The 26300-nt window shown below is 70.5% G+C and carries 19 protein-coding genes and 1 pseudogene; 5 read left to right on the top strand and 15 right to left on the bottom strand.

Features of this window, described 5'->3' with window-relative positions; all coding sequences use genetic code 11:
• Positions 1-11: 11 nt before the first annotated feature.
• From ACIRDX_RS02350 to ACIRDX_RS02320, 7 genes are all read right to left on the bottom strand, one after another.
• On the bottom strand, positions 12-905 hold the full coding sequence (locus ACIRDX_RS02350; RefSeq protein ID WP_396623788.1) for an NAD-dependent epimerase/dehydratase family protein: 894 nt from the start codon (positions 903-905) through the stop codon (positions 12-14).
• A complete protein-coding gene (rfbG, locus tag ACIRDX_RS02345; RefSeq protein ID WP_396623787.1) occupies positions 902-1999 on the bottom strand; it encodes a CDP-glucose 4,6-dehydratase in 1098 nt (365 codons plus the stop codon). The genes ACIRDX_RS02350 and rfbG overlap by 4 nt, the downstream gene beginning before the upstream one ends.
• The gene (gene rfbF, locus ACIRDX_RS02340) at positions 1996-2775 is read right to left on the bottom strand and encodes a glucose-1-phosphate cytidylyltransferase (RefSeq protein ID WP_396623786.1); all 780 of its coding nucleotides are present in this window, start codon (positions 2773-2775) and stop codon (positions 1996-1998) included. Before rfbF ends, rfbG begins: the two co-directional genes overlap by 4 nt.
• A complete protein-coding gene (gene rfbH, locus ACIRDX_RS02335; RefSeq protein ID WP_396623785.1) occupies positions 2772-4073 on the bottom strand; it encodes a lipopolysaccharide biosynthesis protein RfbH in 1302 nt (433 codons plus the stop codon). The genes rfbF and rfbH overlap by 4 nt, the downstream gene beginning before the upstream one ends.
• A 69-nt stretch (positions 4074-4142) precedes the next feature.
• On the bottom strand, positions 4143-5441 hold the full coding sequence (locus tag ACIRDX_RS02330; protein WP_396623784.1) for a Wzz/FepE/Etk N-terminal domain-containing protein: 1299 nt from the start codon (positions 5439-5441) through the stop codon (positions 4143-4145).
• Positions 5441-6670, bottom strand: a complete 1230-nt coding sequence (locus tag ACIRDX_RS02325; protein ID WP_396623783.1) for a hypothetical protein — start codon at positions 6668-6670, stop codon at positions 5441-5443. Before ACIRDX_RS02325 ends, ACIRDX_RS02330 begins: the two co-directional genes overlap by 1 nt.
• Positions 6671-6729: 59 nt before the next feature.
• Positions 6730-10680 (bottom strand): hypothetical protein, encoded by a 3951-nt coding sequence (locus ACIRDX_RS02320; protein ID WP_396623782.1) that lies wholly within the window; start codon positions 10678-10680, stop codon positions 6730-6732.
• Positions 10681-10832: 152 nt separating this feature from the next.
• Here ACIRDX_RS02320 and ACIRDX_RS02315 point away from each other — a divergent pair, with 152 nt between their 5' ends.
• From ACIRDX_RS02315 to ACIRDX_RS02305, 3 genes are read left to right on the top strand one after another with little or no spacing between them, the layout of a single operon-like run.
• Entirely contained in the window at positions 10833-11921 is a 1089-nt protein-coding gene (locus tag ACIRDX_RS02315) for a glycosyltransferase (protein WP_396623781.1), read from the top strand.
• Positions 11918-13087: a glycosyltransferase gene (locus ACIRDX_RS02310; protein ID WP_396623780.1), complete on the top strand. Its 1170-nt coding sequence runs from the start codon at positions 11918-11920 to the stop codon at positions 13085-13087. The genes ACIRDX_RS02315 and ACIRDX_RS02310 overlap by 4 nt, the downstream gene beginning before the upstream one ends.
• Positions 13087-14856 (top strand): hypothetical protein, encoded by a 1770-nt coding sequence (locus ACIRDX_RS02305; RefSeq protein WP_396623779.1) that lies wholly within the window; start codon positions 13087-13089, stop codon positions 14854-14856. Before ACIRDX_RS02310 ends, ACIRDX_RS02305 begins: the two co-directional genes overlap by 1 nt.
• A gap of 6 nt (positions 14857-14862) precedes the next feature.
• Here the strand turns inward: ACIRDX_RS02305 and ACIRDX_RS02300 are convergent, their stop codons facing one another.
• Positions 14863-15729 (bottom strand): class I SAM-dependent methyltransferase, encoded by an 867-nt coding sequence (locus ACIRDX_RS02300; protein ID WP_396623778.1) that lies wholly within the window; start codon positions 15727-15729, stop codon positions 14863-14865.
• Positions 15730-15807: 78 nt separating this feature from the next.
• Between ACIRDX_RS02300 and asnB the strand changes: the two genes are divergently transcribed.
• Both asnB and ACIRDX_RS02290 read left to right on the top strand, forming a co-directional pair.
• Positions 15808-17757 (top strand): asparagine synthase (glutamine-hydrolyzing), encoded by a 1950-nt coding sequence (gene asnB, locus ACIRDX_RS02295; protein ID WP_396623777.1) that lies wholly within the window; start codon positions 15808-15810, stop codon positions 17755-17757.
• The gene (locus ACIRDX_RS02290) at positions 17754-19196 is read left to right on the top strand and encodes a polysaccharide biosynthesis protein (protein WP_396623776.1); all 1443 of its coding nucleotides are present in this window, start codon (positions 17754-17756) and stop codon (positions 19194-19196) included. Before asnB ends, ACIRDX_RS02290 begins: the two co-directional genes overlap by 4 nt.
• Here ACIRDX_RS02290 and ACIRDX_RS02285 read toward each other — a convergent pair.
• The 7 genes and pseudogenes from ACIRDX_RS02285 to ACIRDX_RS02255 all read right to left on the bottom strand — a co-directional run bounded on the left by ACIRDX_RS02285 (position 19183) and on the right by ACIRDX_RS02255 (position 26292).
• A complete protein-coding gene (locus ACIRDX_RS02285; RefSeq protein WP_396623775.1) occupies positions 19183-20142 on the bottom strand; it encodes a GDP-mannose 4,6-dehydratase in 960 nt (319 codons plus the stop codon). The two genes, ACIRDX_RS02290 and ACIRDX_RS02285, sit on opposite strands and share 14 nt — an antisense overlap.
• 17 nt (positions 20143-20159) lie before the next feature.
• Positions 20160-20909: pseudogene (locus tag ACIRDX_RS02280) on the bottom strand (glycosyltransferase family 2 protein); the annotation flags it as partial.
• Positions 20910-20919: 10 nt separating this feature from the next.
• A complete protein-coding gene (locus ACIRDX_RS02275) occupies positions 20920-21588 on the bottom strand; it encodes a methyltransferase domain-containing protein (RefSeq protein ID WP_396623774.1) in 669 nt (222 codons plus the stop codon).
• Positions 21585-22664, bottom strand: a complete 1080-nt coding sequence (locus ACIRDX_RS02270; RefSeq protein ID WP_396623773.1) for an NAD-dependent epimerase/dehydratase family protein — start codon at positions 22662-22664, stop codon at positions 21585-21587. The genes ACIRDX_RS02275 and ACIRDX_RS02270 overlap by 4 nt, the downstream gene beginning before the upstream one ends.
• Before the next feature lie 31 nt (positions 22665-22695).
• Entirely contained in the window at positions 22696-23769 is a 1074-nt protein-coding gene (locus ACIRDX_RS02265) for an NAD-dependent epimerase/dehydratase family protein (RefSeq protein ID WP_396623772.1), read from the bottom strand.
• Complete coding sequence (locus ACIRDX_RS02260) at positions 23766-24635, bottom strand: DUF3108 domain-containing protein (RefSeq protein WP_396623771.1); 870 nt, start codon at positions 24633-24635, stop codon at positions 23766-23768. Before ACIRDX_RS02260 ends, ACIRDX_RS02265 begins: the two co-directional genes overlap by 4 nt.
• Positions 24636-24753: 118 nt before the next feature.
• On the bottom strand, positions 24754-26292 hold the full coding sequence (locus tag ACIRDX_RS02255; RefSeq protein WP_396623770.1) for a class I SAM-dependent methyltransferase: 1539 nt from the start codon (positions 26290-26292) through the stop codon (positions 24754-24756).
• Positions 26293-26300: the final 8 nt, after the last annotated feature.

Genomic DNA, 26300 nt, shown 5'->3' with positions numbered 1-26300 from the left:
CGGAGGCCGGCTCAGGCATCGGTGCCCCGCGCGAGCAGTGCGGCGACGCCGGCCTCGAGTGTGACTCGAGGCGCCCAGCCCGGCAGGCGCGGCAGCAGTGGTGGGCGGTCGAACGTGCGGGGCGCGCGTGGGCGTGCGCCCCAGTGGACGATGATCGGGGTTCGCAGCTGCCGCTCGACGAGGGCGGCGATCTCGCGCAGGGTCCACGCCTGTCCCGAGCCCACGCCGAACGTCTCGCGGGTGCCTGCGTCGAGGGTCTGTACGCGGGCGACTGCCGTCACATAGGCACGGGCGACGTCCTCGACGTGCACCAGGTTGATCGCCTGCAGGCCGTCACTGGCCTCGAGCGGGGTGCCGGCGCTCGCGGCGGCCACCAGCAGGTCGATGAACTTCCCGCGCGGATCGCCAGGGCCGTAGGTGTCGTACAGGGCGAGGGTGATCGTCCGCAGCCCGTGCGCGTGGCCGTGGTAGCGCACCAGACGCGCGAATGCCTGCTTGAGCGCGGCGTAGAGCGACACGGCCTCGTGACCGTCGAGGTACTCCCAGTACGTCCCGGTGGTCACCAGGTGGCGGCACCCAGCCTCGGCGGCGGCCGCCAGCAGCCGCGCGCCGAGCAACAGGTTGGCGTCGACGAGGCGGGTGACGTCGCCATCGCCGGCGGGGCCCGACGCGTGGGCGGCCAGATGCACGATGACGTCTGGCTGGACGGCGCGTAACACCGCGCTCACGCTCGCGTCGGTGTTCGCGCCTGCGTGCCAGGTGTGGACGCCGCCGTCGCGGTGCGGCGGTCGCCCGTCGATCCGATGGAGCGCGTGCACCTGATGCCCGGCCGCCGCGAGATGCTGGCAGACGACGCGGCCGATGAAGCCGGTGGCGCCGGTCACGAGCACGCGCGCGGCGCTCATGCGTCGGCCTGCGTGTACGCCTCGATCTGCGCCAGCATGATCTGGCGGAGTTCGCCCGCCCGGGCGCCCGCGTGCCAGGCGCGATACCACTCGACGGTCATCCGTAGCGCGGTGGCGAGATCCCAGCGAGGCTGCCAGGCGAGCCGTTCGCCAGCCTTGGTCACGTCAAGCTTGAGGAGTCCGGCCTCGTGCGGACCGGTGTCGACGCCCGTCGCGCGCCAGGCAGCGCGCGGCCCCCATGCTCGTGTCAAGGCATCGAGGAAGTCGCCGACCGCGACGACGTCGGCATCGGCGGGACCGAAGTTCCAGCCCTCGGCGACGGGTTGCCCGTCGAGCAGGGCCTGCGCCAGCACGAGGTATCCGGAGAGCGGTGCGATCACGTGCTGCCACGGGCGGGTCGCGGCCGGACGGCGCACGTCGAGCACGCGTCCGTTGGTGAAGGCGCGCACGGCATCGGGCACCAGGCGGTCCTCGCTCCAGTCGCCCCCGCCGATCACGTTGCCGGCCCGCGCGGTGGCGAGCCTGGCCATGGCGATCGACTCGGGGCCGAACGAGCGCCGGTACGACGCGGCGACGAGTTCGGCCGCGGCCTTGCTCGCACTGTACGGGTCGTGCCCGCCGAGGTGGTCGTCCTCGCGGTACCCACGCGCCCACTCACGGTTCTCGTAGCACTTGTCGGTCGTGATGCAGACCACCGCCTCGATCCCGGACACGTGGCGGCAGGCCTCGAGCACGTGTGCCGTGCCCTGGACGTTGGTCGCGAACGTCTCGAGGGGCTCACGGTAGGAGGCCCGCACCAGCGGCTGCGCGGCCAGGTGGAAGACGACCTGCGGCGCCGCGGCGGCCACGGCTGCCTGTACCGTGCCCGCGTCGCGGATGTCGCCCAGCGTGTGTCGCACCTGCGTGTCGAGTTCGATCAGTTCGAACAGCGACGGCGTGGTCGCGGGGGCGAGCGCCAGGCCGTGGACCTCGGCGCCGAGGCTCGCCAGCCAGGTGCTGAGCCACGCGCCCTTGAAGCCTGTGTGGCCGGTGACGAGCACGCGCCGGCCCCGCCAGGCACCAGGCAGGACCCGCCCTGTGCCGGGGAAGGTCATCGCCCGTCCCAGACCTTCCACGGCGCCCGGCCGGCGGCCCACAATTCCTCGAGCCGCTGGCGATCGCGCAGCGTGTCCATCGGCTGCCAGAATCCGTGGTGCTTGTACGCGGAGAGGTGCCCGCCGGTGGCCAGGCGTGGCAGCGCATGGCTCTCCCACGACGACTCGTCACCGTCGATGTAGTCGAGGACCGACGGCTCCAGCACGAAGAACCCACCGTTGATCCACGCGCCATCACCCTCCGGTTTCTCCTCGAACTCGACCACCCGTCCCGCGTCGCCGAACACCAGCCGGCCGAAGCGGCCCGGCGGTTGCGTGGCGGTCAGCGTGGCGGCGCGCCCGTGTGACCGGTGGAACGCCACGGTGGCGGTCACGTCGACGTCGGCCACGCCGTCACCATAGGTCATGAGGAACGTCGCGTCGCCGAGGTGCTCGCGAACGCGCTTGAGCCGTCCGCCGGTGAGCGTCAGGGCACCGGTGTCCACCAGGGTCACGCGCCAGGGCTCCGAGAAGCTCTGGTGCACGGTCATCTCGTTGCGCCCGAGGTCGAAGGTCACGTCCGACATGTGCAGCGAGTAGTTGGCGAAGTACTCCTTCACCACGTAGCCGCGATAGCCCAGGCACACCACGAAGTCCCGGATGCCATGGTGGCTGTAGATCTTCATGATGTGCCACAGAAGTGGCTTGCCGCCGACCTCGACCATTGGCTTGGGCTTGAGCACCGTTTCCTCGGACAGACGGGTGCCGAGTCCACCCGCGAGGATGACCGCCTTCACGACTGCATCTCCGCCCTCAGGCTGGTGAACACGTCCAGCATGTAGTCCAGGTGCGCTGTGCCGAGGCCCGGCCACACGCCCACCCAGAAGCTGTGGGTCATCACCCGATCGGTGTGCGCGAGATCGCCGGCGATACGGTAGGGCACGCCCTGCATCGCCGGCTGGCGCACCAGGTTCCCGGCAAAGACCAGGCGCGTGCCGACCTTGCGGGCCTCGAGGTACCGAGTCACGTCGCGCCGGCTCCAGCGCGCCTCGTCGGTGAGCGACAGCACGAAGCCGAACCAGCTGGGGTCGGAGCCCGGCGTCGCCTGCACGATCGCGAACGTGTCGGTCAGCCCACGCTCGCGGAAGCCCTGCGACAGGTAGGCGTGGTTGGCGCGCCGGCGCGCGATGAACGCCTCGACCTTGGCCAGTTGGCTGCAGCCGATGGCGGCCTGCATGTCGGTGGCCTTCAGGTTGTAGCCCAGGTGCGTGTAGATGTACTTGTGGTCGTAGCCGTCGGGAAGGTCGCCCAACTGCCAGCCGAAGCGCTTGCCGCAGGTGTCGTCCTTGCCGGGAGCGCACCAGCAGTCTCGGCCCCAGTCACGGAACGACTCCACCGTGCGCATCACCTGCGGGCTCTTGCCGAGCACCGCGCCTCCCTCGCCCATGGTCATGTGATGGGCCGGGTAGAAGCTCACCGTCGCGACGTCGCCGAACGTGCCCACGCCCTGTCCGTCCACCGTGGCGCCGAGGGCGTCGCAGCAGTCCTCCACGAGGTACAGGTCGTGTGCGGCCGCGAAGGCGGCCACGGCGCGCGCGTCGAACGGGTTGCCGAGGGCGTGCGCGACCATCACCGCACGCGTCCTGTCGCTGAGCGCCGCCTCCAGCCCCGAGACGTCGATGTTGTGCGTCGCCGGGTCGACGTCGACGAAGACGGGGACGCAGCCGTGCTGGACAATTGGCGCGACGGTGGTCGGGAAGCCCGCCGCCACCGTGATCACCTCGCTGCCCGGCAGGACGGGCCTGGCCAAGGTGCGCGACGTGAGCCCGGCGAAGGCGAGCAGGTTGGCCGACGAGCCGGAATTGGTGAGCCGGCACCACCGGAGGCCGACGAACCGGGCGAAGTCCCGCTCGAACCGATCGGAAAAGCGCCCCGCCGTGAGCCAGAGGTCGAGCGACGCCTCGGTGAGGGCGACCAGGTCCTCCACGTCGAGCACCTTGCCGCTGGCCGGGATGTACGTCTCGCCCGCGACGAAGGGCTTGGCGTCGGGCGTGTAGCGCGCCCGAACGAACTCCAGGATGTCAGTTCTCCACATGCGTGCGTCGGATCCAGTCAGGGCGGCAGGGTGCGGCCTGCGCCATTCTACGGTCGGGGCGCGGCCCGATCAGCGGCGGGCGGGCTGGCCCGGCAGCAGGGCCATGCGCGCCAGCGCGAGCGCACCCAGCGCCACGAGGCAGCCGAGCGTGGCCCCGGCCACCAGGCCGACCGCCGCGTTGCGCGCCACATGACGGCTTTGCGGGGCATTCGGCCTCGCGGCCTTCTCCACCACCTGGATGAAGGGCGAACGCAGCGCCGTGCGCGTCCTGGCGATCTGGTAACTGGTGGACGATTCCTCGAAGGCCTTCCGGGCGACGTCGAACTCCACCTGCAGCCGGGCCAGCTCTGCCTCGCGCTCGTACAACCGGGTGAGCTGCGGGAGTTGAGCCTCGCTCACCTGCGCCAGCTGCAGCATGCGCTCCTGTTGCTTCTCGAGGGCGGCCAGCTTGGCCCGCGCCTCGCCAACCTGCACGTCGAGTTCGCTGCGGGCCGAGTTCACCTGTTCACTTTGCACGCTGAGGCCGATCAAGCCGGCCGGGTCCTCTGCGGCGCCGGGCCGGGCCGCTTCCCGGAGCGTGGCCCGCCCGCGCGTGATGGACTCGACGGTGGTCTCGCGGGGGGCGCGCTGGCGGAGTTCCTCCTCAGCCCGCGCCACGCGGCCGCGCTCGGCGCTGATGTCGACCTGCAACTGGAGGAAGGCGCCGCGCTGCCCGAGCTTGGCCTCGACATCCTTGCGCAGCAGCTCGATCTGGGATCGCGACCGGAAGTTCTTCAGCGCCTCCTCCGCAGCGAGAAAGCGACGCTGGCTGTCGCGGGCCGTCTGCTCGAGCCGGGCCTCGAGGCCCCCTGCTTCGGCGAGGTTCATGTGACGCGCCTGGTCGACCGCGCGCGACACGATCTCGTCGGCGGCTCGGCGGGCCAGGTCGGCATCCGGGAGCGACACCCGCACCTCGAGGAACGAGGTCCGGAGAATCGGCTCGACCACGACGTGGTTGGCCAGGAAGCGTTGGGCCGTGAGCCCGTATGGTGACTGGTCCAGCTTGAGGTCGATGAGGACGCCGTTCAGCAGCGACACGCTCTTGACCACCGGCACCATCGTGTCTGGAGAGGCTTCCATCTGCGCCCCGGCCTCGAGCCGCGCCGGCATCACCGACAGCAGCGCCGCGGCCTCGTACTGTCGCGGCGACAGCAGGCTCACCAGCGCCGCAACCACGGCCAGGCCGACGGCCAACTGGACCACGAGCCAGCGCCGCTCGAGGATGGCGGCGAAATAGTCGATGAGCTCCAGTTCCCGAGGAACGTCCGGGACGGGCGCGGGCAGCGCCGGGGTGGCCATCGGATGACGTGGTTCGACGGGCTGGTTCATCAGGACCGGGCGGGCAACGTCCAAGTATATCGCTCGCGTCCAGCGGCCGGGCGGGCCGGGGTCAGGGCGGCATTGAACCCCACGACCAGCAACGGCAGCAGGCCGACGAAGCGGTAGTACTGCAGCGGCGTGAAGCCGACCTCGAACGCCACCGTGACGATGAAGATCCACGTCGCGACGGCCCGGGAGCGCAGGTTGTAGTGGAGGAAGGCGAACAACCCGCCGTAGACGGCCAGCATCAGCGGCACCGAGCCGCGCATGAGCAACAGTACGACGCCGGAATCGCCCAGATACAGGGTCGGTGAGAACCCGAGCCCGATCGGCTGCAGCGGATGCTCGGACAGGTAGCGGAAGTTCCCGGCCAGCAGGCCGCCCGACGCGTAGCGCGAGATCAGGCCGTTGGCCCGGTTGCCGAGGATGGCGTCCCGGACGATCTCGAGCATCTGCGGTGCGCTCAGCCCGGACAGCAGCAGTCCGCAGATCGTGGTCCCTATCAGGACGACCGTCAGCACCGGTACCAGCCAGCGGTGCCGTCGGAGCAACAAGGCAAGTATCTGCAGCAGCGCCACGCCGGTGAGCACGAGGCTGGTCGTCGAACTGAGCCGCCACAGCAGGAACAGGAACCACAGCGTCCCCATCGCCGCGAGGAGTGACTGCCGCACCCGCCACGCCGTGTAGCAGAGGTAGACGAACAGGTACATGACGAAGGCGGCCAGCGAGTGCGTCGCGAAGGTGAGCACCGGCTTGTCGAACCGGATCACCATGTTCGGCAGCAGGTCGACGTAGAACGCGTTGTACCACCCGACGGCGAGGCGGTCCGCCCACGCCATGTCCAGGGCGAGTCCGGTGCCGAACACCAGGCTCACGCCCAGCACGAGCAGCAGCGCTCCTCTGGCGACGCCCACCAGCGCCAGGTCCCGAAGATCGAGGGCCACCAGCACGGCGATGCTCCCGAAGATGGGAATCAACCCGGGGGAGATGACATCAAACGGCCCGAAGAGGGTGGCCAGGACCAGCGATGCGACGGTCGTTCCCGCCAGGACGGCCTGGACGGGTTGCCCGACCCCGTGCTGACGGACCAGCAGTCCGGCGAGCAGGACGGTCGTGAGGCTCAGGCCTGCACCGCCAAGGCGCGCCGAGATCACGCCCCCGGTCGAACTGGGCAGGTAGACGGCCAGGAGCGCGGTGGCAGCCAGCAGCGCGCGTGCGGCGCGGCCGCCGGTGGTCATGCGGGCGAGGCCTTCCGGGGCAAGGGGCGCACGGTCGGCAGGATACGCCAAGACCGCAACTACGGTGCGTGCGCGACGGCCGTGAAGCGCCCGAGCGGGCTCCACTCGCTCCACAGCCCGCTGCTGTCCTGCACGCGGACCCGCCAGGAGTAGGTCGCGCCGGCGCGCAGCCACGTGTGCAGGTACATCCAGTGCGTGCTGATGATCGGGACCGGCGGCCCATCGTCTGCGGTCCCGAACAGGCGGTCCGCGCCCGGGTCGCTGAAGGTGCCCTGCTCGTCGAAGACCGCACTCAGCGGGTACCGGCAGTCGGGCTCGTCACAGACCTGTACGTGGTACGTGATCAGCGTGTCGCCGTCGGGGTCGGCCGACGTCGCCCAGCCCAGATGGAACGGCATGGAGGCGTCCACGGGTTCGCCGGCGGCCAACTGCGTCGGCCGCGGTGCGGCCGGGCGATGCCGCGCCGCGTCGAGCCACCAGCGGTGCTCGATGCGGATCGCCCCCTGACCCTGTGTCTGGGTACGAAAGGCCACGCGCACCGGGGCGGCGGCAGGCTGCACGATGGCGAAGGGCGAGACCTGCAGGTCCGTCTCGAGCGCGATCGACTCCAGGGCGGCGGGCTGCGGGCCGGTGCCCGTCCATCGCACCCGCACGTGATAGGCGAAGACCATGGCGCCATCGTAGTCGTGCACGAGCGCGTCGAGTGGGACGTCGACGTCGACGGGGCCCGCCATCGCTTCGCTGGCGCCCGTCCAGACCGTCTGCCACCCGAACGGCTCGAGGCCCTCGAGCGCCAGCGCGTCGAGGCCGGCGGCCGCCGCGTGCGAGCCCTGGACCAGCAGACGCAACCCGCACGGGTCGCAGCCGGCCATCGCTGCCGTGAGATCCACCACCTGCCGCCCGCCTCCGACGGTCTCCATCTCCCACGCCGTCGGCCAGTGCACGCCGTCGCCGGACACCTGCACGGCCACGATGTCGTCGGCGGTGCCGCGATAGAAGAGGCCCGTGAGTCGCGTGCGGACGCCCGATTGCCTCGACGGGCGCACCAGATACTCGATGTATCCCGGCGTCCCGCCCGGGCCGTTGTGAACGGCCGGACCGTACTGCTCGGGCCTGAACGTCCTGAGGTTGCCCTCGGCCACGTACGCGCCAGGCACGCGGAAGCGTCCGCTGACCAGTTCCGACCAGTCGAAGTCGAAGCCGGTGCCCGAAGCCGACACGTCGATGGCGATGGTCTCGCCCGCCGAGCCCGGCGCCACGACCGCGCGCAACCGCCCCCCGACGACGGGCCAGGGGGAGCCGACCTCGAGAACGGCGGTCGCGTCCGGCGCCGTTCGGACCAGTCCACGCGATGTGCTCACGACGTCGCGCTGGCTACGCAGACGTCCCGGCGCAGGCTGAACGCGCCCGTCGAGGCGCGATTCGAGGCGCCCGGACCCCAGGATCGGCGGCTCGAGACCGGCGGGCGGCTGCAGCGACCGGTCCATGTAGCGGCGCCCGGTCGAGGCGGGTCGGAGCGACACGCGCTCACCGGGGTGCAGGGTGAGTCCCATGCGGTGGCCCTCGCGCGCGAGGACGCTGGCAGGGTAGGACAGGTGCCCCGGGAGCATCCACAGCGACAGCGCGAACGCTTCTCGCCACCCGCCGCGCGCGACCAGGTCGGGGTCGGCCACGATGTCGGCGACACCGGCGACCGTGCGGTTGTCGCGCTCGAGGAACAGGCCGCCGAGCGACGCGTCGAACATGTGCCAGTCGCCGTCGTAGAAGGCCTCGACCACGGTGTGGCGATCGACGCCGAGGTTCCACATCCGTGCGGGCATGCCCGCCCGCTCGAACAGCAGACCGAGGATCGCGGCGATGTCGTCGCAGAACATGTAGCCGAAGCCGTTGAGCGCCACGACCGGGTCATGCAGATCGGTGTCGATGGTGGCCGACCACCAAAGCACGTGGTGGGTCCGCGCGAACTGCCAGAGGGCGCGCGCCCGCTCGTCGGGCGTTGTCAGGCCTCGCGTCGCGCTCGCCAGGATGGCGTCGACCGACGACCAGTCCTGGCCATCCTCGAAGAGTTCGATGCCGGTGACGGTCGTCGTGCCGGTGTTCTCGATGACCGTCGCCTCGTACGTCGTCGCGGCATCGCCCTGTGCGGGCAGGAGGTAGGTGCCCGGCGCAGAGGCCGTCACGACGTGCGTCATGGCCACCGGATCGCCGACCTTGATCCGCAGCCGTCGCGTGTCGCGGCTCCCGTCGTCGGACACGGCAGAGACCGTGATGGTCACCCAGCCGCTGGCGGTGCCGACCGGGGTCACCCGCAGGCTGCCGTCGGGCAGCACGGCGACCGTCGCGACGCCGGGTGCCGACGAGTCGGCCGTCAGCGTGGCAGTCCGTCCCGGCACCACCAGGTCGCTCAGCAGCAGCGGAGCGCCGCCGCGCGGCAGGCGCCACGTGCCGTCGACCTCGAGCAGCCGACGGGGGTCCTGACCTCGCGTGCAGGTGCCCGCCCGCAGTTCGCCGCCTGCATTCGAGTACCAGGACCGCTCGGCCACGATGCCGGCGGCCGGCGCGAGGGCCTCGACCAGCGCGCCGAACCGTCGTCCCGCCATGTCCGGGAACATCGTGGCCACATCGACCGTCGTGCGCGCGCCGATCGGCAGCCAGAGGTCCCGCGCGGAGGCCACCCCCGTCTCAGGCAGCAGCGTGACGCGCACCGCGGTGTCCACGGCGCCCGGATTGGCGAGCAGCAGGTACGTCGAGTCCGTACCACGGCCCAGGCTCTCGCCGCCGGCGAACGCCCACGTGGGTGACAGCCCGGGCATCCCGGCAGTCACGTGGCTGGCACGGAAGCCGCGGCCGTCGGCTGGCCACCACATCGCCCGTTCCGCGACGATGCCGGTGCCGTCGAGGCTCCGCACCGTCATGCCCGTCGACGTCGAGGCGAGTTCCGGGGCGGCCTGGTTGACCCACACCGTGAAGCGCTGCAGCCCGGGCACCCGATAGGTGCGCCGGATCGGCGCCCCCTCGGCGCGCAGGTACGTCACCTCGACGTCGCTGGCCCGGATCGACGGGTTCATGAGCAGCAGGAACGTGCTGAAGAAGGAGCCGGTCGCGCCCTCGGCGAAGTACCACGTCGGGCCGGGCGCCGCAGTGCCGCTCGCCGCGTGGCCCGCCAGCAACTGGCCGTCGGGGGCATTGGTGTACATCGCGCGTTCGACCACCACCGGCACGTCGGCCGTGATGTGCGTCGAGACTTCGGCGGCAGCGAGACGGGGATGTTCCTGGTTCACCCAGATCGTGAACCGCGTGTGCGGGGCCACCAGGTGCGTGCGGCGAAGCGGGGGACCGTCGGCAAACAGGTAGTCCACCGTCACAGCGGCGGGCGCGTCGCCAGGGTTGTAGACGAGATAGAAGAGCCGGAAACCCGAATGGGTGGCACCCTCCGCGAAGTACCAACTCCGACCTGGCCTGGCGGTGGCCGTCTCGGCGTGCGCGTCGCTGCCGCCGCCGTGCCACTCCATCGTCCGCTCGGCCACGACCGGGCGGGAGCTGCTGATCTCCATCGAGAACTCGGTTCCGATGTCGGGCACCTCCCTGGCATCCACGGTCCGGCGCGACCGTGGCGGGAGTACGACCGTCGTGCTGGCTGCGGCCCCACCGGCCGAGAGGAAGCGCACCAACACCACGGCCGGGTGCACGGGGTCGGGGTTGGCGACCGCCAGTCGGGTGTCGAACACCGGCCCCACCGCCCCTTCGGCGAAGTACTGCGTGTGCATCCCGCGGGGGTGTGTGCCGGCCTCCCACTCCTCGAGGTTGGTGGCGCCGTCGCCGTCCGGGTCGCCGTCGGCGCCCATCTCGTCGGTCACGTCGGCGTCGTCGAGGCCGTAGGTGGCCTCCCAGGCCTGCGGCAGGCCATCGCCGTCAGCATCGAGCAAGGATGGGGGAGGCGGCGAGATCGCGGACACGCCGCCGAGCGTCGGTCCGACGACGAGCAGCAGTGCCAGAGCGAAGGCGCGCATGTCGGACCATTAATCGGCAGAGTGGGGCGAAAACTCCACTGCCGGTGCGGGCCAGGCAAGGAGGATCCGCTACCATGCCCCGGATGGGAGCGCGGGGAGGGGAGCAGACAGGGGCTGGTACAGCCGGGCGCGTCGCACCGGTGGTCGCTCCGGTGCTGCGCCTCCTGTGCGTGCTCCTCGCGCCCGAGCCGGTCCCCGGTCCCCGCTACCGTGTGCTGCAGTACCTGCCCCTCCTCGAGGCGCACGGACTGGCGTGCGAGACGATGACCATTCTATCGGCCGCCACCGCTACCCGGAGCGTGAGGGGAGGCGGGCGCTCGCCCGGACATCGCCTGTGGCACTGGGCGCGCCTGCTCGTGGAGACCCATCTCGGCTGCCTCCGACTGGTCTGGCGCCTGCACCGGTACGACCGTGTCCTGCTGTACAGGGTGGCCGTGCCCGGCTGGGCGGCCTGGTGGCTGCGCCGGCGCCGGGGCGACCTTGTCTACGACTTCGACGACGCCCTCGATGCGCCGGATGAGGGAGGCTGGGTCGGCCGCCTGCGCCAGTGGGTGCTCTCGCGCTCCCTGGCCCGCGCCGTCACCTCCTGTGCTGCCGTGTGCACGTCCAATGCTCGCAACGCCGCGGTCGTCGCCTCCCTCGGAGGCCGTCCGGTGGTGGTGCCGACCAGCGTCGACCTGGCCCGATTCCTCCCGCGTCCGCCGGCCTCGGCGCGCGTGGTGCTGGGCTGGATCGGGACGCCGTCCACTGCGGTGTACCTGCCCGCGATCGAGGAGGCCCTGGCGGCCGTGGTGGCCGCCCGGCCGCACGTCGTCGTGCGCCTCGTCGGCAGCGGACGCAATCCGTTCACGCGCGTCCAGGCGGAGGTGGTCGACTGGGAGTCCGCCACAGAAGCCCGGGAACTGGCCGGGTTCGACATCGGCCTCATGCCCATGCCCGACACGCCCTGGACCCGAGGGAAGGCCGCGCTCAAGGCCTTGCAGTACGGGGCGTCAGGCAGCCCCACCGTGGCCTCCTGGACCTCGACCAACGAGGAGATTCTCGGCACTGCCGGCGGCGCCCTGCTGTGCCGGACGCCCGAGGACTGGCGAGCGGCCCTGCTCGCGCTCATCGACGATCCCGACCGCCGTGCCCGGATGGGCGCGGAGGCCCGCGCCGACGTTGCCCGTCGGTACTCGGTGCAGGCCAATGGTCCGGTCCTGGCGGGCGTCCTCCGCCATCCCGCGGGGGGAGCCGCATGATCCGCGTGCTGCGCGTCATCGCTCGCATGAACGTCGGCGGCCCTGCCATCCATGCCACGCTACTGTCGTCGGGTCTCGACCCGACCCGCTACGAGACGACCCTGGTGACCGGGGCGGAGGGCGAGGACGAAGGCAATCACCTCGATCTGCACGGCCGGGCCCTGCCGAACCTGATCACCATCCCCGACCTGGGCCGCGAGATTCGCGGCGTTCAGGACGTCAGGAGCCTGGCGTCGCTTCTGGGCGTGGTAAGGCGATTCCGCCCGCACATCGTCCATACCCATGCTGCCAAGGCGGGCACGATCGGCCGTGTCGCGGCCCGCCTCGCCGGCGTGCCCGTGGTGATCCACACCTTTCACGGGCACGTGCTGCGCGGCTACTTCTCGCCGCGCAAGGAGCAGGTGTTCCGGGCCATCGAGCGGGGATTGGCACGCATCAGTGACGAACTCGTGGCGGTCAGTCCGCGGGTGCGCCAGGAACTGCTGGAGATGCGAATCGGGAGGCCGGAGGCCTTTTCCGTCGTCCCCCTGGGGTTCGACCTCGCGCCATTCACCGAGGCCGCGACTCACCGCGGCGCCCTTCGGGCCGAACTGGGCGTGTCGACGGGGGCGCCCATGGTTGGCATCGTCGCGCGCCTGGTCCCGATCAAGGCCCACGAGGTGTTCCTCGCGGCGGCCCGACAGCTGCATGCGACGCGCCCCGACATGCATTTCGTCATCGTTGGCGACGGCGAGCGCCGTGCCGAGCTGGCGCAGCTCGTGAGCGCGGGGGGCGAGACCTTCAGCGCCGCCGTGCATTTCCTCGGCTGGCGCGCGGACCTGCCGCGCATCTATGCCGACCTCGACGTCGTCGCTCTCACGTCGCGTAACGAGGGGTCGCCAGTGGCGTTGATCGAGGCGATGGCTGCGGGGCGACCGGTGGTGGCGACGCGCGTCGGCGGCGTTCCCGACGTGGTCGAACACGGCCGTCGTGGCCGACTGGTCGAGATGGACGATGCGGCAGGCCTGGCTGAGCAGGTGCTGCAGGTCATCGGCGCACCCGACGATGCGGCCGCCATGGGCCGCGAGGGGCGCCGGCACGTGCTGGAGACGTATGGCAGCGCACGGCTGATCGACGACATCGATCACCTGTACGGCCGGTTGCTGGCCCGGAAGGCGGTCGCGTGATGACGTGGGCGGTTGCCGGGCCGGCCCTGGCCTCCTTCGTTCTGGCGCTGCTGCTGGTGCCGCAGGTCAAGCGGCTGGCCATCGCCACCGGGCTGGTTGCGCTGCCGAAGGCCGATCGCTGGCATCGACGTCAGATCCCGCTCCTCGGCGGCCTGGCGATCGTCCTGGCGACGGTGACCGGGGTGGCCATCGGACAGCCATCGAGCCGGCCCGTGTGGCTGCTGCTGGCCTGCGCGACCGGTCTGGCGGTCGTCGGCCTGGTCGACGACATCCGCGCGCTGCGACCGCAGACCAAGCTGTTCCTGCAGATCTTCGCCGCCTCGCTCATGAGCGTCTTCGGCCTGCAGTTCCAGTTCACGGGACTGGCGGCGATCGACATGCTCATCTCCCTGGTCTGGCTGGTCGGCATCACCAATGCCCTGAACCTGCTCGACAACATGGATGGGCTGGCCGCGGGGATCGCGGCCATCGTGGCGGGGTTCCGACTGGTCTTCTTCCTTGCCGATGGCCAGATGGAAGGCGCCATGCTGGCCGGCGTGATCCTGGGCGCCTGTCTCGGGTTCCTGGTCTACAACACCAACCCGGCGTCGATCTTCATGGGCGACACTGGCAGCCTGTTCCTGGGGTTCCTCGTCGGCGGGCTCAGCCTGGTCGGGGGATGGCCGTATGCGCGGGGAACGACCCTGGTGCTGGTGTTCCCGGTCCTGGTCGTGCTGGTGCCGATCTTCGATACGACGTTCGTCACCATCGCGCGCATCCTCGCCGGTCGTCCGGTGTCACAGGGCGGCCGGGATCATACGTCGCACCGGCTCGTCGCACTGGGCATGTCCGAGCGGCAGGCGGTGCTGACGCTGTACGGGCTGGCCGCGGCCGGCGGGGGCATCGCCTGGCTCTCGTACCGCTATGGCCTGGGTTACGGCGCGGTGCTTGCGGTTGTGCTGGCCCTCGGCACGGTCCTGTTCGGGATCTTCCTGGGGCGGTTGCAGGTGTATCCGCCCGACGCGGCACCCCAGGGCGGCGTCGCGTTGTTGCTGGCCAACTTCACCTACCGCCGGCAGGTGGTGACCGTCGCCGTCGACACGGTGCTGGTGGTACTGGCGTACTACTCGGCGTACCTGCTGCGGTTCGAGCAGACCTTCGCGGCAGAGCAGGCGTTGTTCGAGCAGTCGCTCCCCGTGGTGCTGCTGGCGCAGGTGACCGGCTTCCTCGTGCTCGGGACGCACCGCGGCATCTGGCGCTACACGGGCGTCTCCGACCTGCTGCGACTGGCGCAGGCCTGTGCCCTCGGGACCCTGCTGTCGGTGCTGGGGGTCGTGGTCCTCTTCCACTTCACGGGCTACTCACGCGCCGTGTTCGCCATTCACGGCGTGCTCCTGTTCGTGGCCGTGGCCGCGACGCGCCTCTCGTTCCGCACGCTCGACTCTGCCCTCCGTCGCGACTCCCCTGACGCGGACCCCGTGCTGATTTACGGCGCCGGGCGTGGTGGATTGCTGGTGCTCCGCGAGATTCGCGAGAACGACGCGCTCGGCTGGCGTGCCGTCGGGTTCATCGACGACGACCGCAGCAAGCAGGGGACCCGCATCGACGGCGTGCTCGTCTACGGGACGGGCGAGGCGCTCGAGGCGGCAGTGCTGGGAACCGGTGCGACCCGTGTCGTCCTGTCCACGCCCAAGCTCGAGTCACAGGTCGCCGACGCGCTGGTCGACCGCTGCGAGGCGCTCGGGGTACACCTCGTGCAGGCGCACCTGCAGTTCACGCCGCTCCGCTGACCCTCGTCAGGCGCCGGCCTTCTTGATGCCCACGGTGCACCAGAACGGCACTCCGTCGCTGAAGCGAACCTGCTCGAGGCCGGCATCGGCGTAGAGGGCGGCGATCTGCGACCGCGTGAACCGCTGCTCGAGCCGCGTGCCGAAGCGATCGAGCGCGTCGGTGCGCATCGTGTAGAAGCTGCGGTCGCTGTAGTAGTGCAGCGGCCAGTTCGCGGTGTCGAGGCCGGCGCGACGCCCGAGGCGGGCCGCCGTGGCCAGCGGCCAGTACACCGAGCCGGCAATGATCTGGCTGGTGGCGTAGCGCAACGGCATCGGCATCCGTGACACGCCTCGTCGCACCGCGTCACTGGCCTGCCACACGGCCCGGAACCAGGCCGGGCGGTTGTCGAAGGCGTAGTAGAGGTACGTCAGGAACGGCGCGCCGGGCTTCAGGCAGCGCACGCACTCGCGAAGGGCCGCGGCCGTGTCGGGCACGTGGTGCAGCACGCCGAGCGAATAGCCGAAATCCAGGCTGGCGGTCTCGAATGGCAACTGCCCGGCCGAAGCGAGGTGGAACTGGCAGTTGGCCTGGCCCGCCAGGGCCCGGCGGGCCACCAGCAGGGCGGCTTCGCTGGCGTCCACCAGATGGAGGTGGCCGACCTTCGGCGCCACGCCCCGAGCCCAGCGCCCGCTGCCGCAGCCGACGTCCATGCCCGCGGCGTCGGCAGGCAGTCGATCCCACGGAAAGATGCCGAAGTACTGCCCGAAGATCGCCTCGTGCTCGGCCGGCGAGAGTGTCGTCTGGTCGAACCGCGACCATTCATCGCCGAATCCGGCAACGGTCTCGTCGTCGACGTTGGGCCGGGTCTCGGGGGCGGCAGGGCGGGAGGACATGCAGGTGGCGGGCGCGGCGCCATTGTAGAACAGCGCCACGCTTTCTCCCGGTCGGCGCGATGGGGTAGCGTGTACGCCGTGTGCGGCATCACGGGGTTCTGGGACACGGCGAGCGCGACCCGCGATCAGGTCGAGCGACGGATTGCCGCCATGACGACCGCGATCGCCCACCGCGGCCCTGACGATGACGGCGCCTGGTGGGATGGCGCGGGCGGGCCGGTGCTCGGCTTCCGGCGCCTGGCGATTCTGGACCTGTCGCCGGCGGGCCATCAGCCGATGGCGTCGCGCTCTGGCCGCTTCACCATCGCCTTCAACGGCGAGATCTACAACTATCGCGATCTCAAGGCCGAGCTGGTCGCGCAGGGCTGGATCTTCCGTGGCGGGTCGGACACCGAAGTCATCCTCGCGGCCGCCGAGCACTGGGGCGTCGAGGGGCTCTGGGCGCGTCTGTGGGGGATGTTTGCCATCGCCTTGTGGGATGCCGAGACCAGGCAACTGCACCTCGTTCGCGACCGACTCGGCAAGAAGCCCCTCTATTTCGGGCGCCTTGGCGGCGTGCTGCTGTTCGGGTCGGAACTGAAGGCGCTCCGAGCGCACCCCGCCTGGGATGCGCCCATCGACCGCTCGGCGCTCGCGGCGTACTTCCGATACGCGTACGTGCCGGGTGACCGCACCATCCACACGGGGGTCAGCAAGGTCCCGGCTGGTGGCTCGGTGACGTTCGACTCGCCGGCCGGGCCGCCAGAGACACGGACCTACTGGAGCGCCCTGGAAGTCGCCCGTGAGGGTGTGGCCGCGCGACCCGCGCGCGCCGAACCACGGCAGGCGATGGACGAACTCGAGGCGCTCCTCGGTGACGCGGTGGCGCGCCGCATGATCGCCGATGTCCCCCTCGGCGCGTTCCTGTCGGGAGGCATCGACTCGAGCCTCGTCACGGCACTCATGACGCGCCACGCCTCCGGGCGCGTGCGCACGTTCACCATCGGGTTCGACGAGGAAGGCTACGACGAGGCCGCCGCGGCTCGCGCCGTGGCCGACGTCCTCGGGACCGACCATACGGAGTTCCGTGTCACTGCGGAACAGGCGCGCGACGTCATCCCGCGCCTGCCGCGCCTGTACGACGAGCCCTTCGCCGATTCCTCGCAGATCCCCACGTTCCTCGTCTCCGAATTGGCGCGCCAACACGTGACGGTGGCGTTGTCGGGCGACGGCGGCGACGAAATCTTCGGGGGCTACCTCCGTTACCAGTTCCTGCCGTCGACCCTGGCCCGGGCGGCTGTCGTCCCTGGCCCATTCCGGCGGGCGGCTGCGGCCGGGATGCAGGCGTGCTCGCCGGCGACGTGGGACCGCGCCTTCGCCGCCGCCGCGTCGCTGCTCCCGCGCTCGGCACGCCAGGCGCGCCCGGGGGAGAAGTTGCACAAGCTGGCCAACGTCCTGGCCGCCGCATCGGCCGACGAGGCCTACTTGCGCACCGTGTCCACCTGGCCGGCGCCGGGGCACCTCGTGATCGATGGATCCGACCCCGGGGCCACCTGGGATACCGCGGCGGTCGCCGCGTCGTTCCCTGACACGCTCGACAGGTTGATGGCGCTCGACACCATCACGTACCTCCCTGACGACATCCTGGTGAAGGTCGACCGCGCGACGATGGGCGTCAGCCTCGAGAGCCGCGCACCGCTGCTCGATCACCGCGTGCTCGCCTGGGCCTGGCGTCAGCCGCAGTCGCTCAAAATCGCGGACGGCCGCGGCAAGTGGCTGTTGCGGGAGATCCTGGCCCGCCATGTGCCGCGCGCCGTCTTCGAGCGGCCGAAGATGGGCTTCGCCATCCCGGTCGGCGAGTGGCTCCGAGGGCCGCTCCGTCCCTGGGCGGAGGCCCTGCTCGACCCGGTTCGTCTGCGCGACGAGGGCTACCTCCGGCCCGAGGCGGTGTCGGCGGTGTGGAAGGCGCACCTGGGCGGCCGTGGCGCGCACGAGGCGCAGCTCTGGAGCGTGCTCATGTTCGAGGCCTGGCTGGAGGCCTGGCGGTGAGCGGGCGTCGACGCATCCTGCTCGTCGGCGCCGGCTACACCGCGCGCCTGGTCGCCGAGGAGTTCGTCCGGCACCAGCGCGGCGAGGAACTGCTGGCGGCCCTCGACGACGACCCGTCGCTGCAGGGCCGGCACGTCGGCCCGGTGGTCGTCGCGGGGCCGGTGTCGATGCTGGAAACGGTGGCCCGGTCGTACGCCGTCGACGAAGTGGTCGTCGCCATCCCGAGCCTGCCCGGTCCGCGGCTCCGCGACGTGACGATTGCTGCGAGGCGACTGGGTCTGCCGGTGCGCACGATGCCCGGGATCGTCGAGTTGCTGGGCCGTCCCATCACGCCGCGCCAGTTGCGTCCTGTCGAACTCGGCGATCTCCTGCGCCGGACCGAGGTCCGCTGCGACGACCCGCCGCCGGCCTACCTTCACGGCCAGCGGGTCCTCATCACCGGCGGCGGTGGGTCGATCGGGCGCGAACTGGCGCGGCAGGTGTGCCGGGCGGCCCCGGAGCGGCTGGTGATCCTCGGGCACGGCGAGAACAGCATCCACGCCGCGCACGCCGAACTCGTGATGGACGACGCGGGTACCCCCGTCGTGCCGGTGATTGCCGATGTCACCGACCGGCGCACGCTGGCGCGCGCCTTCGCCGAGCATGCGCCAACCGTGGTCTTCCATGCCGCGGCGCACAAGCACGTGCCGCTGATGGAACAGTTCCCTGGCGAGGCGGTCCGCAACAACGTGGTCGGCACGCGGCATGTGCTCGCGTGCGCGGAAGCCCACGGCGTGTCCCGGCTCCTGTTCGTCTCGACCGACAAGGCCGTGGCGCCCGCCAGCGTGATGGGGGCCACCAAGCGCGTATGCGAGTGGATGGTCCGGGACGCTGCGGCGCGGACAGGGCACCGATACGTGGCCGTCAGGTTCGGCAACGTCCTCGGCAGCCGCGGCAGCGTCGTGCCGGTGCTCGAGACGCAGATCCGGCGAGGTGGCCCGGTCACCCTGACCCACCCGGCCATGTCGCGCTACTTCATGACGATTCCGGAGGCGGTCTACCTCGTCCTCCAGGCCGGAGGCGTCGACGACGGGGGCGGGTTGTACGTCCTCGACATGGGGACGCCCGTACGCCTCGTCGATCTCGCCGCCGACCTGATCCAGTTGGCCGGGGCCGGCGAGGTGCCGATCGTCTTCACGGGACTGCGCCCGGGCGAGAAGCTCACCGAGGCCCTGTGGGAGCCCGACAGCGTCGTCGAGCCGACTGGCCGGGGCGATCTGTTGCGGGTGACCGAGGCCGCCCCGGCCCCGGGCGGGGCCGACCTCGGGCGCGTGGTCCATGGCCTGGTCGCGGCGTCCAGGCGCGGCGACGCCGAAGCGATCCACCAGCGGCTCGGCGAGGCCATCCCGACGTTCGCGTCGAGTCGCCTCGCGTCGCCGGCGGGTGTCACGCGCGCATGAAGTCGATCACCTCGCGCAGGATCTGGTCGAGCCCGACGCGCGGCTCGTAGCCGACGAGATTGCGGATCTTGGTGAGGTCGGGCACGCGGCGCGGCATGTCCTCGAAGCCCGACTCGTAGGCCTGGTCGTACGGGATGCGCACGATCTCCGAGGCGCTGCCGGTCATCGCCTTCACCTTCTCGGCCAGGGCGTTGATGGTGATTTCCTCGCCGTTGCCGATGTTGAACACCTGGCCGATGGCCTTCGGCTCGTCGACCAGGGCCAGCAGCGCGCGCACCACGTCGCCGACGTACGTGAAGCTGCGCTGCTGCGTGCCGTCGCCGTGGACGGTGATCGGCTTGCCGAGCAGCGCCTGCCGCACGAAGTTGGGGATCACCATGCCGTACTGCCCGGACTGGCGCGGCCCCACCGTGTTGAAGAAGCGCACGATGATCACCGGCAGGCGCTTCTCCTTGTAGTAGGCGAGCCCGAGGAACTCGTCGATCGCCTTGCTGCAGGCATAGGCCCAGCGGTGCTTGTGCGTCGGGCCCATCACCAGGTCCTGCTCCTCGTCGAACGGCACGTCGGTGCTCTTGCCGTAGACCTCCGAGGTCGAGGCGATGACCACGAGCTTCTTCTTCTTGTTCGCCTGGCGCAGCACCACCTCGGTGCCGTGCACGTTGTTCTCGATGGTGGCGACGGGCTCCTCGACGATCTTCTTGACCCCCACCGCGGCGGCCAGGTGGAAGATCACGTCGGCCTCGTCGACCAACTCGGCCAGTAGGCGCTCGTTGTCGACCGTGTCCACCGTGTACGAGAACGCGGGGTTCGGCTTCAGGTGGGCGATGTTCGTGATCGAGCCCGTCGACAGGTCGTCGAGGACGTGGACGCGATGACCCGCGGCAAGCAGGGCGTCCGACAGGTGGGACCCGATGAAGCCGGCGCCGCCGGTGATCAGCACTTGCATGGTTCGAGACGATCCTCTCAGCGGCCGTGCGCCGCATGCGAGGGTTTCCGGTAATCCCCTCGCGACAACACCCGCTCCAGCCACACGTACAGGACGATGAAGAGGTACCGGCTCCCCATCTCCTTGATCTTCAGCTTCGACACCCCGGTGGTCCGGTTGTACCAGTTGATCGGCACGACCGCGTACGAGTATCCCCGTACGATCGCCTTGAGCGGCAGTTCCACCGTGAGGTTGAAGTGCTTGCTCAGGTACGGCCGGCAGCCCTCGATGGCCTCGCGCCGGTAGCACTTGAAGGCGTTCGTGGTGTCGTTCAGCCGCAGCCCGAAGAGCAGGCGGATGAACCCGTTGGCCATCCGGTTGAGCAGCAGCTTGTGACGAGGATAGTCCACCACACGCGCGCCGCGCACGAACCGCGACCCGAACACGCAATCGTACCCGTTGACGAGCGTGCGGTAGTAGGTGACCAGGTCCGCGGGGTCGTCCGAGGCGTCGGCCATCACGATGGCCACCGCGTCGCCAGAGAAGGCCTCGAGGCCGGCAATCACCGCGTGGCCGAACCCGCCGGACCGCGGATTCTCCACCCGCCGAAGTTCCGGCAGTTCCATGGCCAGGCTCGCCAGGACCGCCGCGGTGCCGTCGGTGCTGTGGTCGTCGACCACGACGATCTCGAAGGGGATGCCCTCGTCGCGCAGCCTGGACGAGAAGGCGCGGAGTGTCGGCGTGATGCCCTCGGCCTCGTTGTGGGCGGGGATCACCAGCGACAGGGTCAACGGCGCGTCAGCCACGCGGCGTCGCCATGAAGAAACTCTGCTGCCCGAAGATCCGCCAGGCCGGCCGCAGCTTCAGGTACAGCTTCAGCAGGGTGATGGAGTTGGGCAGGCGCCCCTGCGTGGTGAAGGGCAGGAACCGCCCGAGGACGTACGGGACGTCGAAGCCCGTCGTTTCGAGCGCTTCGGTCAGGCTCCGCTCGCACAGCGGCGTGATGTGGTCGAAGAACTGCCAGTAGTCTTCCCTGCAGTAGCGGATGTTGGGCTGCAGGATGAGGAACCGGCCGCCGGGACGCAAGATACGGCGGACCTCACGCAGCGTGTCGAGGATCTGCTCGCGCGTGAGGTGTTCGAGGAAGTTGCTGGCGAACACCACGTCGGCCGTGCCGTCGGTGATGGCCTCGATTCGGGCGGTCGACGACGTGATGACCGTGACGTCGGGACCGGCATGCCGTCGGGTGTCCGGGTTGAGGTCGACCGCGATCTTCCTGCCCGAACGGATGTGGTTGATGAACTCGCAGTACCCGGCGCCAAGCTCGACCACCGTGGCGGTCTCGGGCACGTACTGCTGGAAGAACTCGCGGCACAGCACATCCCACATCTGCCTGCGGAACGCCAGCGTGTCGCTGAAGCGCCGCTCGTAGACGCTCTGGACGTCGACTCCCCCCGCGGCCTTCATCGGAGACCGTCTGCCTGCCAGCGTTCGACGTTCTGGTCGTGGATGTCCTGCAGGAGCGACGCCACATCGTGCTGCTGCACCCAGGACGGATAGTGGCGCTTGAACTTGCCGATGTCGCTCACGTACCAGATGTGGTCGCCGATCCGGTTCTGCTCCTCGTAGGACCACAACAGCTCGCGGCCGGCGATCTCCTGGCACATCGTGATCGCTTCGAGCATCGAGCAGTGCGAGAAGCGCGACCCGCCGATGTTGTAGACCTCGCCGGCGCGCGGCGCGTCGATGAAGGCGTGGAGTGCGCTCACCAGGTCGGCGCTGTGGATGTTGTCGCGCACCTGCTTGCCCTTGTAGCCGAACACCCGGTAGGGCGTCCCGGTCACGGTGCACTTCATCAGGTAGGCCAGGAAGCCGTGCAGCATCGTGCCGGAGTGGTGCGGGCCGGTGAGGCACCCGCCGCGGAACACGCCCGTCTTCATGCCGAAGTAGCGTCCATACTCCTGCACCAGCACGTCGGCGGCGACCTTGGAGGCCCCGAACAACGAGTGCGTCGACTGGTCGATGCTCATCGACTCGTCGATGCCCACCGAGAAGGGGTGCGTCGGGTCGATCTCCCACCGCGTCTCCTGCTCGAGCAGCGGCAGGCGGTTGGGCGTGTCGCCGTAGACCTTGTTGGTCGACGTGAAGACGAACACCGCGTCCGGGCTGTGCTCGCGGCACGCCTCCAGCAGGTTGAGCGTCCCCACGGCGTTGACGCCGAAGTCGGTGAACGGCTCGCGGGCCGCCCAGTCGTGCGAGGGCTGCGCCGCCGTGTGGATCACCGCGCCGACGGCCGTGCCGTACTGCGCCAGCACCGCGTTCACGGCGGCGGCGTCGCGGATATCGATGTCGTGGTGCCGATACTGCCGGCCGTGCCGGCGCTCGAGTTCGTCGCGCTGCCAAGCGGTCGACGCCTCGTCGCCGAAGAACTGCCGGCGCATGTCGTTGTCGATGCCGACGACGTCGTAGCCGCGGGCCACGAAGGAGTCGACTGCTTCGGAGCCGATCAGCCCGGCCGAGCCGGTGATGAGCGCGACAGCCATCAGCGCAGTGTACCTTCCGCTCCCTGAGGGGTCATATGCCTGCGGCCTGGAGCGCGGCGGCGTGCCCGACCATCCACTCGTGCAGGTCCCGCAGGACGTCGGTCGGCGTCCGTCGCGGGGTCCAGCCGGTGGCCGCCGTGACGCGCGTGTTGTCGGTCAGGTAGAGCTTGATGTCGGCGACGCGCATGCCCGGGTTGGCCGTGATCGCGATGCGCCTGCCGGTGATCGCCTCGCACAGCGCGGTCGTCTCCTGCAGGGACAGGCTGCAGGCGCGTCCGCCACCGGCGTTGAACAGTTGCCCGTCGAGCGCCTCGAACCGTTCGATCTGCGCGACCACCAGGTCCGCGAGGTCGTCCACGTGGAGGACGTCGCGCACCTGCTTGCCGAGTCCGTCCCAGCCGTTGTACGCCAGCGCGCCACCGCGCAGGTGGCGAGCCATCCAGAGCGAGAAGACGCCCTGGTCCACCTTGCCCATCTGCCAGGGGCCGGCGATGACACCGCACCGGTTGACGAGCGTGCGGAGCCCGAAGGCCTCGTGGTACTCGGCGATCAGGAGCTCGGAGGCCAGCTTGGTGGCACCGTAGATCGAGCGCGTCCCGGCCAGCGGGAAGTCCTCGCCGATGCCCGCGCGCGACAGGCCGGGGCCATGCGGGCCCTCGGCAATCTCGAGACGCGTCTCGCCCTCGACGGTCGGGATCTCGTTGAGCGCCGCGATCGGGTAGACGCGGCTGGTCGACAGGAAGAGGACGGCGGCGCCGGCCGTGCGCGCAAGCTCGAGGCAGTGAATCGTGCCCGTCAGGTTCGTGCCGATCACGTAGCTCGGGTCGCCGTCGTAGCCGGCCAGCACCGAGGGCTCGGCCGAGCACTCGAGCAGCAGGTCGAGATCGCGACCGAGGGGCGCCAGGTCCGCCGGTTGGCGGATGTCGCCGTGCACGAACGCCACCCCGGCGTCGCGCAGCCGCGCCAGGTTGAGCTCGCTCCCGCGGCGGCGGAGGTTGTCGAACGCGGTGACCGTGGCCTCGGGCCAGGTGGCGCGGGCGCGCAGCGCCAGAGCGGAGCCGACGAAACCGGCGCCTCCCGTCACCAGGATCCGGCGTGGTGTCAACGTGCCTCCCGCAGTGTCAGCACGAAGGACCCTACCGGGAGTTGCGCCTGGATTCGCAGCGGGATCCGTCGCGCATCGTCGGAGATCCACACGGCGAGGCCGCGGCCGACCACCTGCCCCTTCTGGTCGCGAATCGCCGGCACGACCTTCCAGCCGCTGAGCGCGCCGAGGCCGGTCTTGATCGATTCCTTCGCGCCGACGGTGAGGGTCACGCGATACAGGTAGCCGCTGTCGGACACGGCGAACGACGAGGTCGCGCCGGTGGCGAGGTTCATCGTGCGCATCGCCGTCAGCGCCGACAAGCCGTCGTGGGTCGCACCGGGCAGCGCCTGGTCGACCTGCATGGTGGTCGACGTCCGCATCTGGAATACCGCGCTCTTCTTCGCCTGATCGAAGCGCGTCTCCTTCATGCGCTGGCGGCCGTTCTCGTTGCTGAACACCGAGCCCCGCTGCGGGAAGAGCGTGTAGGCGTCGACCAGCGAGTCGGCCTTGTAGTAGACCGAATAGAGCTTGGACAGCAAGGGCGTGGGCTTGCCCTCGGCAAACACGTAGTACGCCGTCGACCCGAACGACGGGCGCTTGTCGCGCACCACCATCGTCGCCGACCCGGCCGTCAGGTAATCGGACCACGACACGTCGTAGGTCAGCGTCTCGCCGGGCTTGAAGGGCACCACCTTCTCGGGCCCCGTCGGGCGTGCCGGCGTCGCGGCTGCCGGGGCGCCGGGCTTGGGCGGCGCGGGAGCCCCTGGCTTGGGCGGCGGACCCACCGGGCCTCCGAGGCGCGAGGGCAGCCGCTGCGCGCCGGTCGCGAGGGCCAGCGGCCCGGCAAGGGTGAGGAGGACGAACAGGATGTGGCGCTTGATCATGCGTGCGTGAGGACGACCCGCGCAGGCGGGCGAACACACAAGTATAGGCGTCAGGCCGCCGGCGGCAGGCGACCTGTTCCTGGACTCAGGTGCCCTGCCGCGTATCGCTTGTCGCCGTTCAGGGCTTCCTGGCGATCACCGCGTAGTCGAGGTGCGTGAACAGCAGGCTGTTCAGCTTGTCGACGTTGGCGTTCACCGCGTAGTGCAGCGCATCGCCCCCGGGCACGTGCTGCAGCTTGTGGGCCTCCGGGTAGGGCGACCGGAACTGGACATCCACGTGCGGGAACCCGCTGGCGCGCACGAAGTACGCCAGTGTCTCGGGGTGCAGCGGCCTGACGTGCGTGATGTCGCGCACGTAGCTCTGGAAGAACGCGAACCAGCACGCGACGTTCACCGTCTCGAGGGCCAGCATGCCCCCGGGGCGCAGCACGTCGTGCGCCCGCTGGAGCAGTGCCACGAGATAGTCGGGCTGCAGGTGCTCCACGACCTGGGCGGCGAAGATGCCGCCGAGGCTCTCGTCGGGGAGTCCGCCCAGGTAGCCCAGCGCGTCGCCCTCGGTCGCTTCGAGACCCCGCTGCCGGCACTCCTCGACCATCTCGTGATTGATGTCGAGTCCCCGGCTGCGCGTGCCCTGCTGTCGGAGCAGTTCCAGGAACTCCCCGCGCCCGCAGCCGATGTCGAGCACGTCCTGCTGGCCGGCGAAGACCGGCAGGTAGTCCTTCAACCGCTCGCCAATCACCGTCGTCGAGCCGCGGAACTGGTCCTCGAAGCCGACGTACTTGAACGACTCGATCCCGCCGCGTGCAAACGAATTGTCGACGGTGACCGGGTCGGCCGGGCTCGGAGAGCCGGCCCTACCCCCCGCCGTCTCCGCATCCGTGACTGCCGACTGCCGGCCGCCGACTGCCGGGGCGTGCTCGACGATCCGTTCCACCTCGCGCTTGAGCGTCTGCGTCGCGCGCGTGACGACGCCGAGCGACTGCGCCAGCTGCGTGTGGGCGGCGTCGAGCGCGGCGACCCGGGCCTCGAAGCGGTGCTCGTGCACGGCCAGGCGTTCGAGCCGCTTGTTCAGCTCGTCGCCCACGCCGCTGATCGCCCCGCCAGGCCCGACCGTGCGGTGGTGCAGCGTGTCGATGGCGTCACCGACGTCCTCGACCCGCCGCGTCGCGAGGCCGTCGAACTCGTGGTCCTTGGTGTCGACGTACGGCGTGAGCTGCTGCAGGTAGACGATCAGGGCAGAGTGGAACGTCGCGAGACGCTCGAGTTCGATCCGGAGTGTCTCGATGACGGCGGCCTGGCTCGCGCGCACCGACCGCTCCGCCGCCACGTTGCGATTGACGTGGTCGACGAGGGCGGCGTTGAAGGCCTCCTGGCGCGCAAGGTACGGCCCCACCAGCGCCAGCACCGGCCTCAGCAGCAGGCCCTTGAGCCCGCCAGGCATCGGCAGGCCGGACAGGACCGCGTACCGCTCGTTGAGTACCGTCACCTGCGCCTCGTCGGCCGGTGCGGCCGGGTGCGGCAGGGACGGCGCGCCGGGCAGTGCCGCGTCGAGCGCCGAGAGCGCCGCGTTGTAGGCGGCGTCGGCTTCCTCGCGCGCCGCCTTCAGGCGGGCGAGGTGGGCCTTGTCGATGGATCGGCTGAAGCGGGCGTCGGACATCGGCGCGC

This window comes from Luteitalea sp. (assembly GCF_044337415.1).
Classification (GTDB): domain Bacteria; phylum Acidobacteriota; class Vicinamibacteria; order Vicinamibacterales; family Vicinamibacteraceae; genus Luteitalea.
The sequence above is the reverse complement of the archived record's forward strand: the minus strand, read 5'-3'. Positions and strand labels throughout refer to the sequence as shown.

Excerpts from the sequence above, each read along its gene's own strand:
- ACIRDX_RS02350 (WP_396623788.1), bottom strand. The coding sequence starts at position 905 with ATGAGCGCCGCGCGCGTGCTCGTGACCGGCGCCACCGGCTTCATCGGC.
- rfbG (WP_396623787.1), bottom strand. The coding sequence starts at position 1,999 with ATGACCTTCCCCGGCACAGGGCGGGTCCTGCCTGGTGCCTGGCGGGGC.
- rfbH (WP_396623785.1), bottom strand. The coding sequence starts at position 4,073 with ATGTGGAGAACTGACATCCTGGAGTTCGTTCGGGCGCGCTACACGCCC.
- ACIRDX_RS02330 (WP_396623784.1), bottom strand. The coding sequence starts at position 5,441 with ATGAACCAGCCCGTCGAACCACGTCATCCGATGGCCACCCCGGCGCTG.
- ACIRDX_RS02325 (WP_396623783.1), bottom strand. The coding sequence starts at position 6,670 with ATGACCACCGGCGGCCGCGCCGCACGCGCGCTGCTGGCTGCCACCGCG.
- ACIRDX_RS02320 (WP_396623782.1), bottom strand. The coding sequence starts at position 10,680 with ATGCGCGCCTTCGCTCTGGCACTGCTGCTCGTCGTCGGACCGACGCTC.
- ACIRDX_RS02310 (WP_396623780.1), top strand. The coding sequence starts at position 11,918 with ATGATCCGCGTGCTGCGCGTCATCGCTCGCATGAACGTCGGCGGCCCT.
- ACIRDX_RS02305 (WP_396623779.1), top strand. The coding sequence starts at position 13,087 with ATGACGTGGGCGGTTGCCGGGCCGGCCCTGGCCTCCTTCGTTCTGGCG.
- ACIRDX_RS02300 (WP_396623778.1), bottom strand. The coding sequence starts at position 15,729 with ATGTCCTCCCGCCCTGCCGCCCCCGAGACCCGGCCCAACGTCGACGAC.
- ACIRDX_RS02285 (WP_396623775.1), bottom strand. The coding sequence starts at position 20,142 with ATGCAAGTGCTGATCACCGGCGGCGCCGGCTTCATCGGGTCCCACCTG.
- ACIRDX_RS02275 (WP_396623774.1), bottom strand. The coding sequence starts at position 21,588 with ATGAAGGCCGCGGGGGGAGTCGACGTCCAGAGCGTCTACGAGCGGCGC.
- ACIRDX_RS02270 (WP_396623773.1), bottom strand. The coding sequence starts at position 22,664 with ATGGCTGTCGCGCTCATCACCGGCTCGGCCGGGCTGATCGGCTCCGAA.
- ACIRDX_RS02260 (WP_396623771.1), bottom strand. The coding sequence starts at position 24,635 with ATGATCAAGCGCCACATCCTGTTCGTCCTCCTCACCCTTGCCGGGCCG.
- ACIRDX_RS02255 (WP_396623770.1), bottom strand. The coding sequence starts at position 26,292 with ATGTCCGACGCCCGCTTCAGCCGATCCATCGACAAGGCCCACCTCGCC.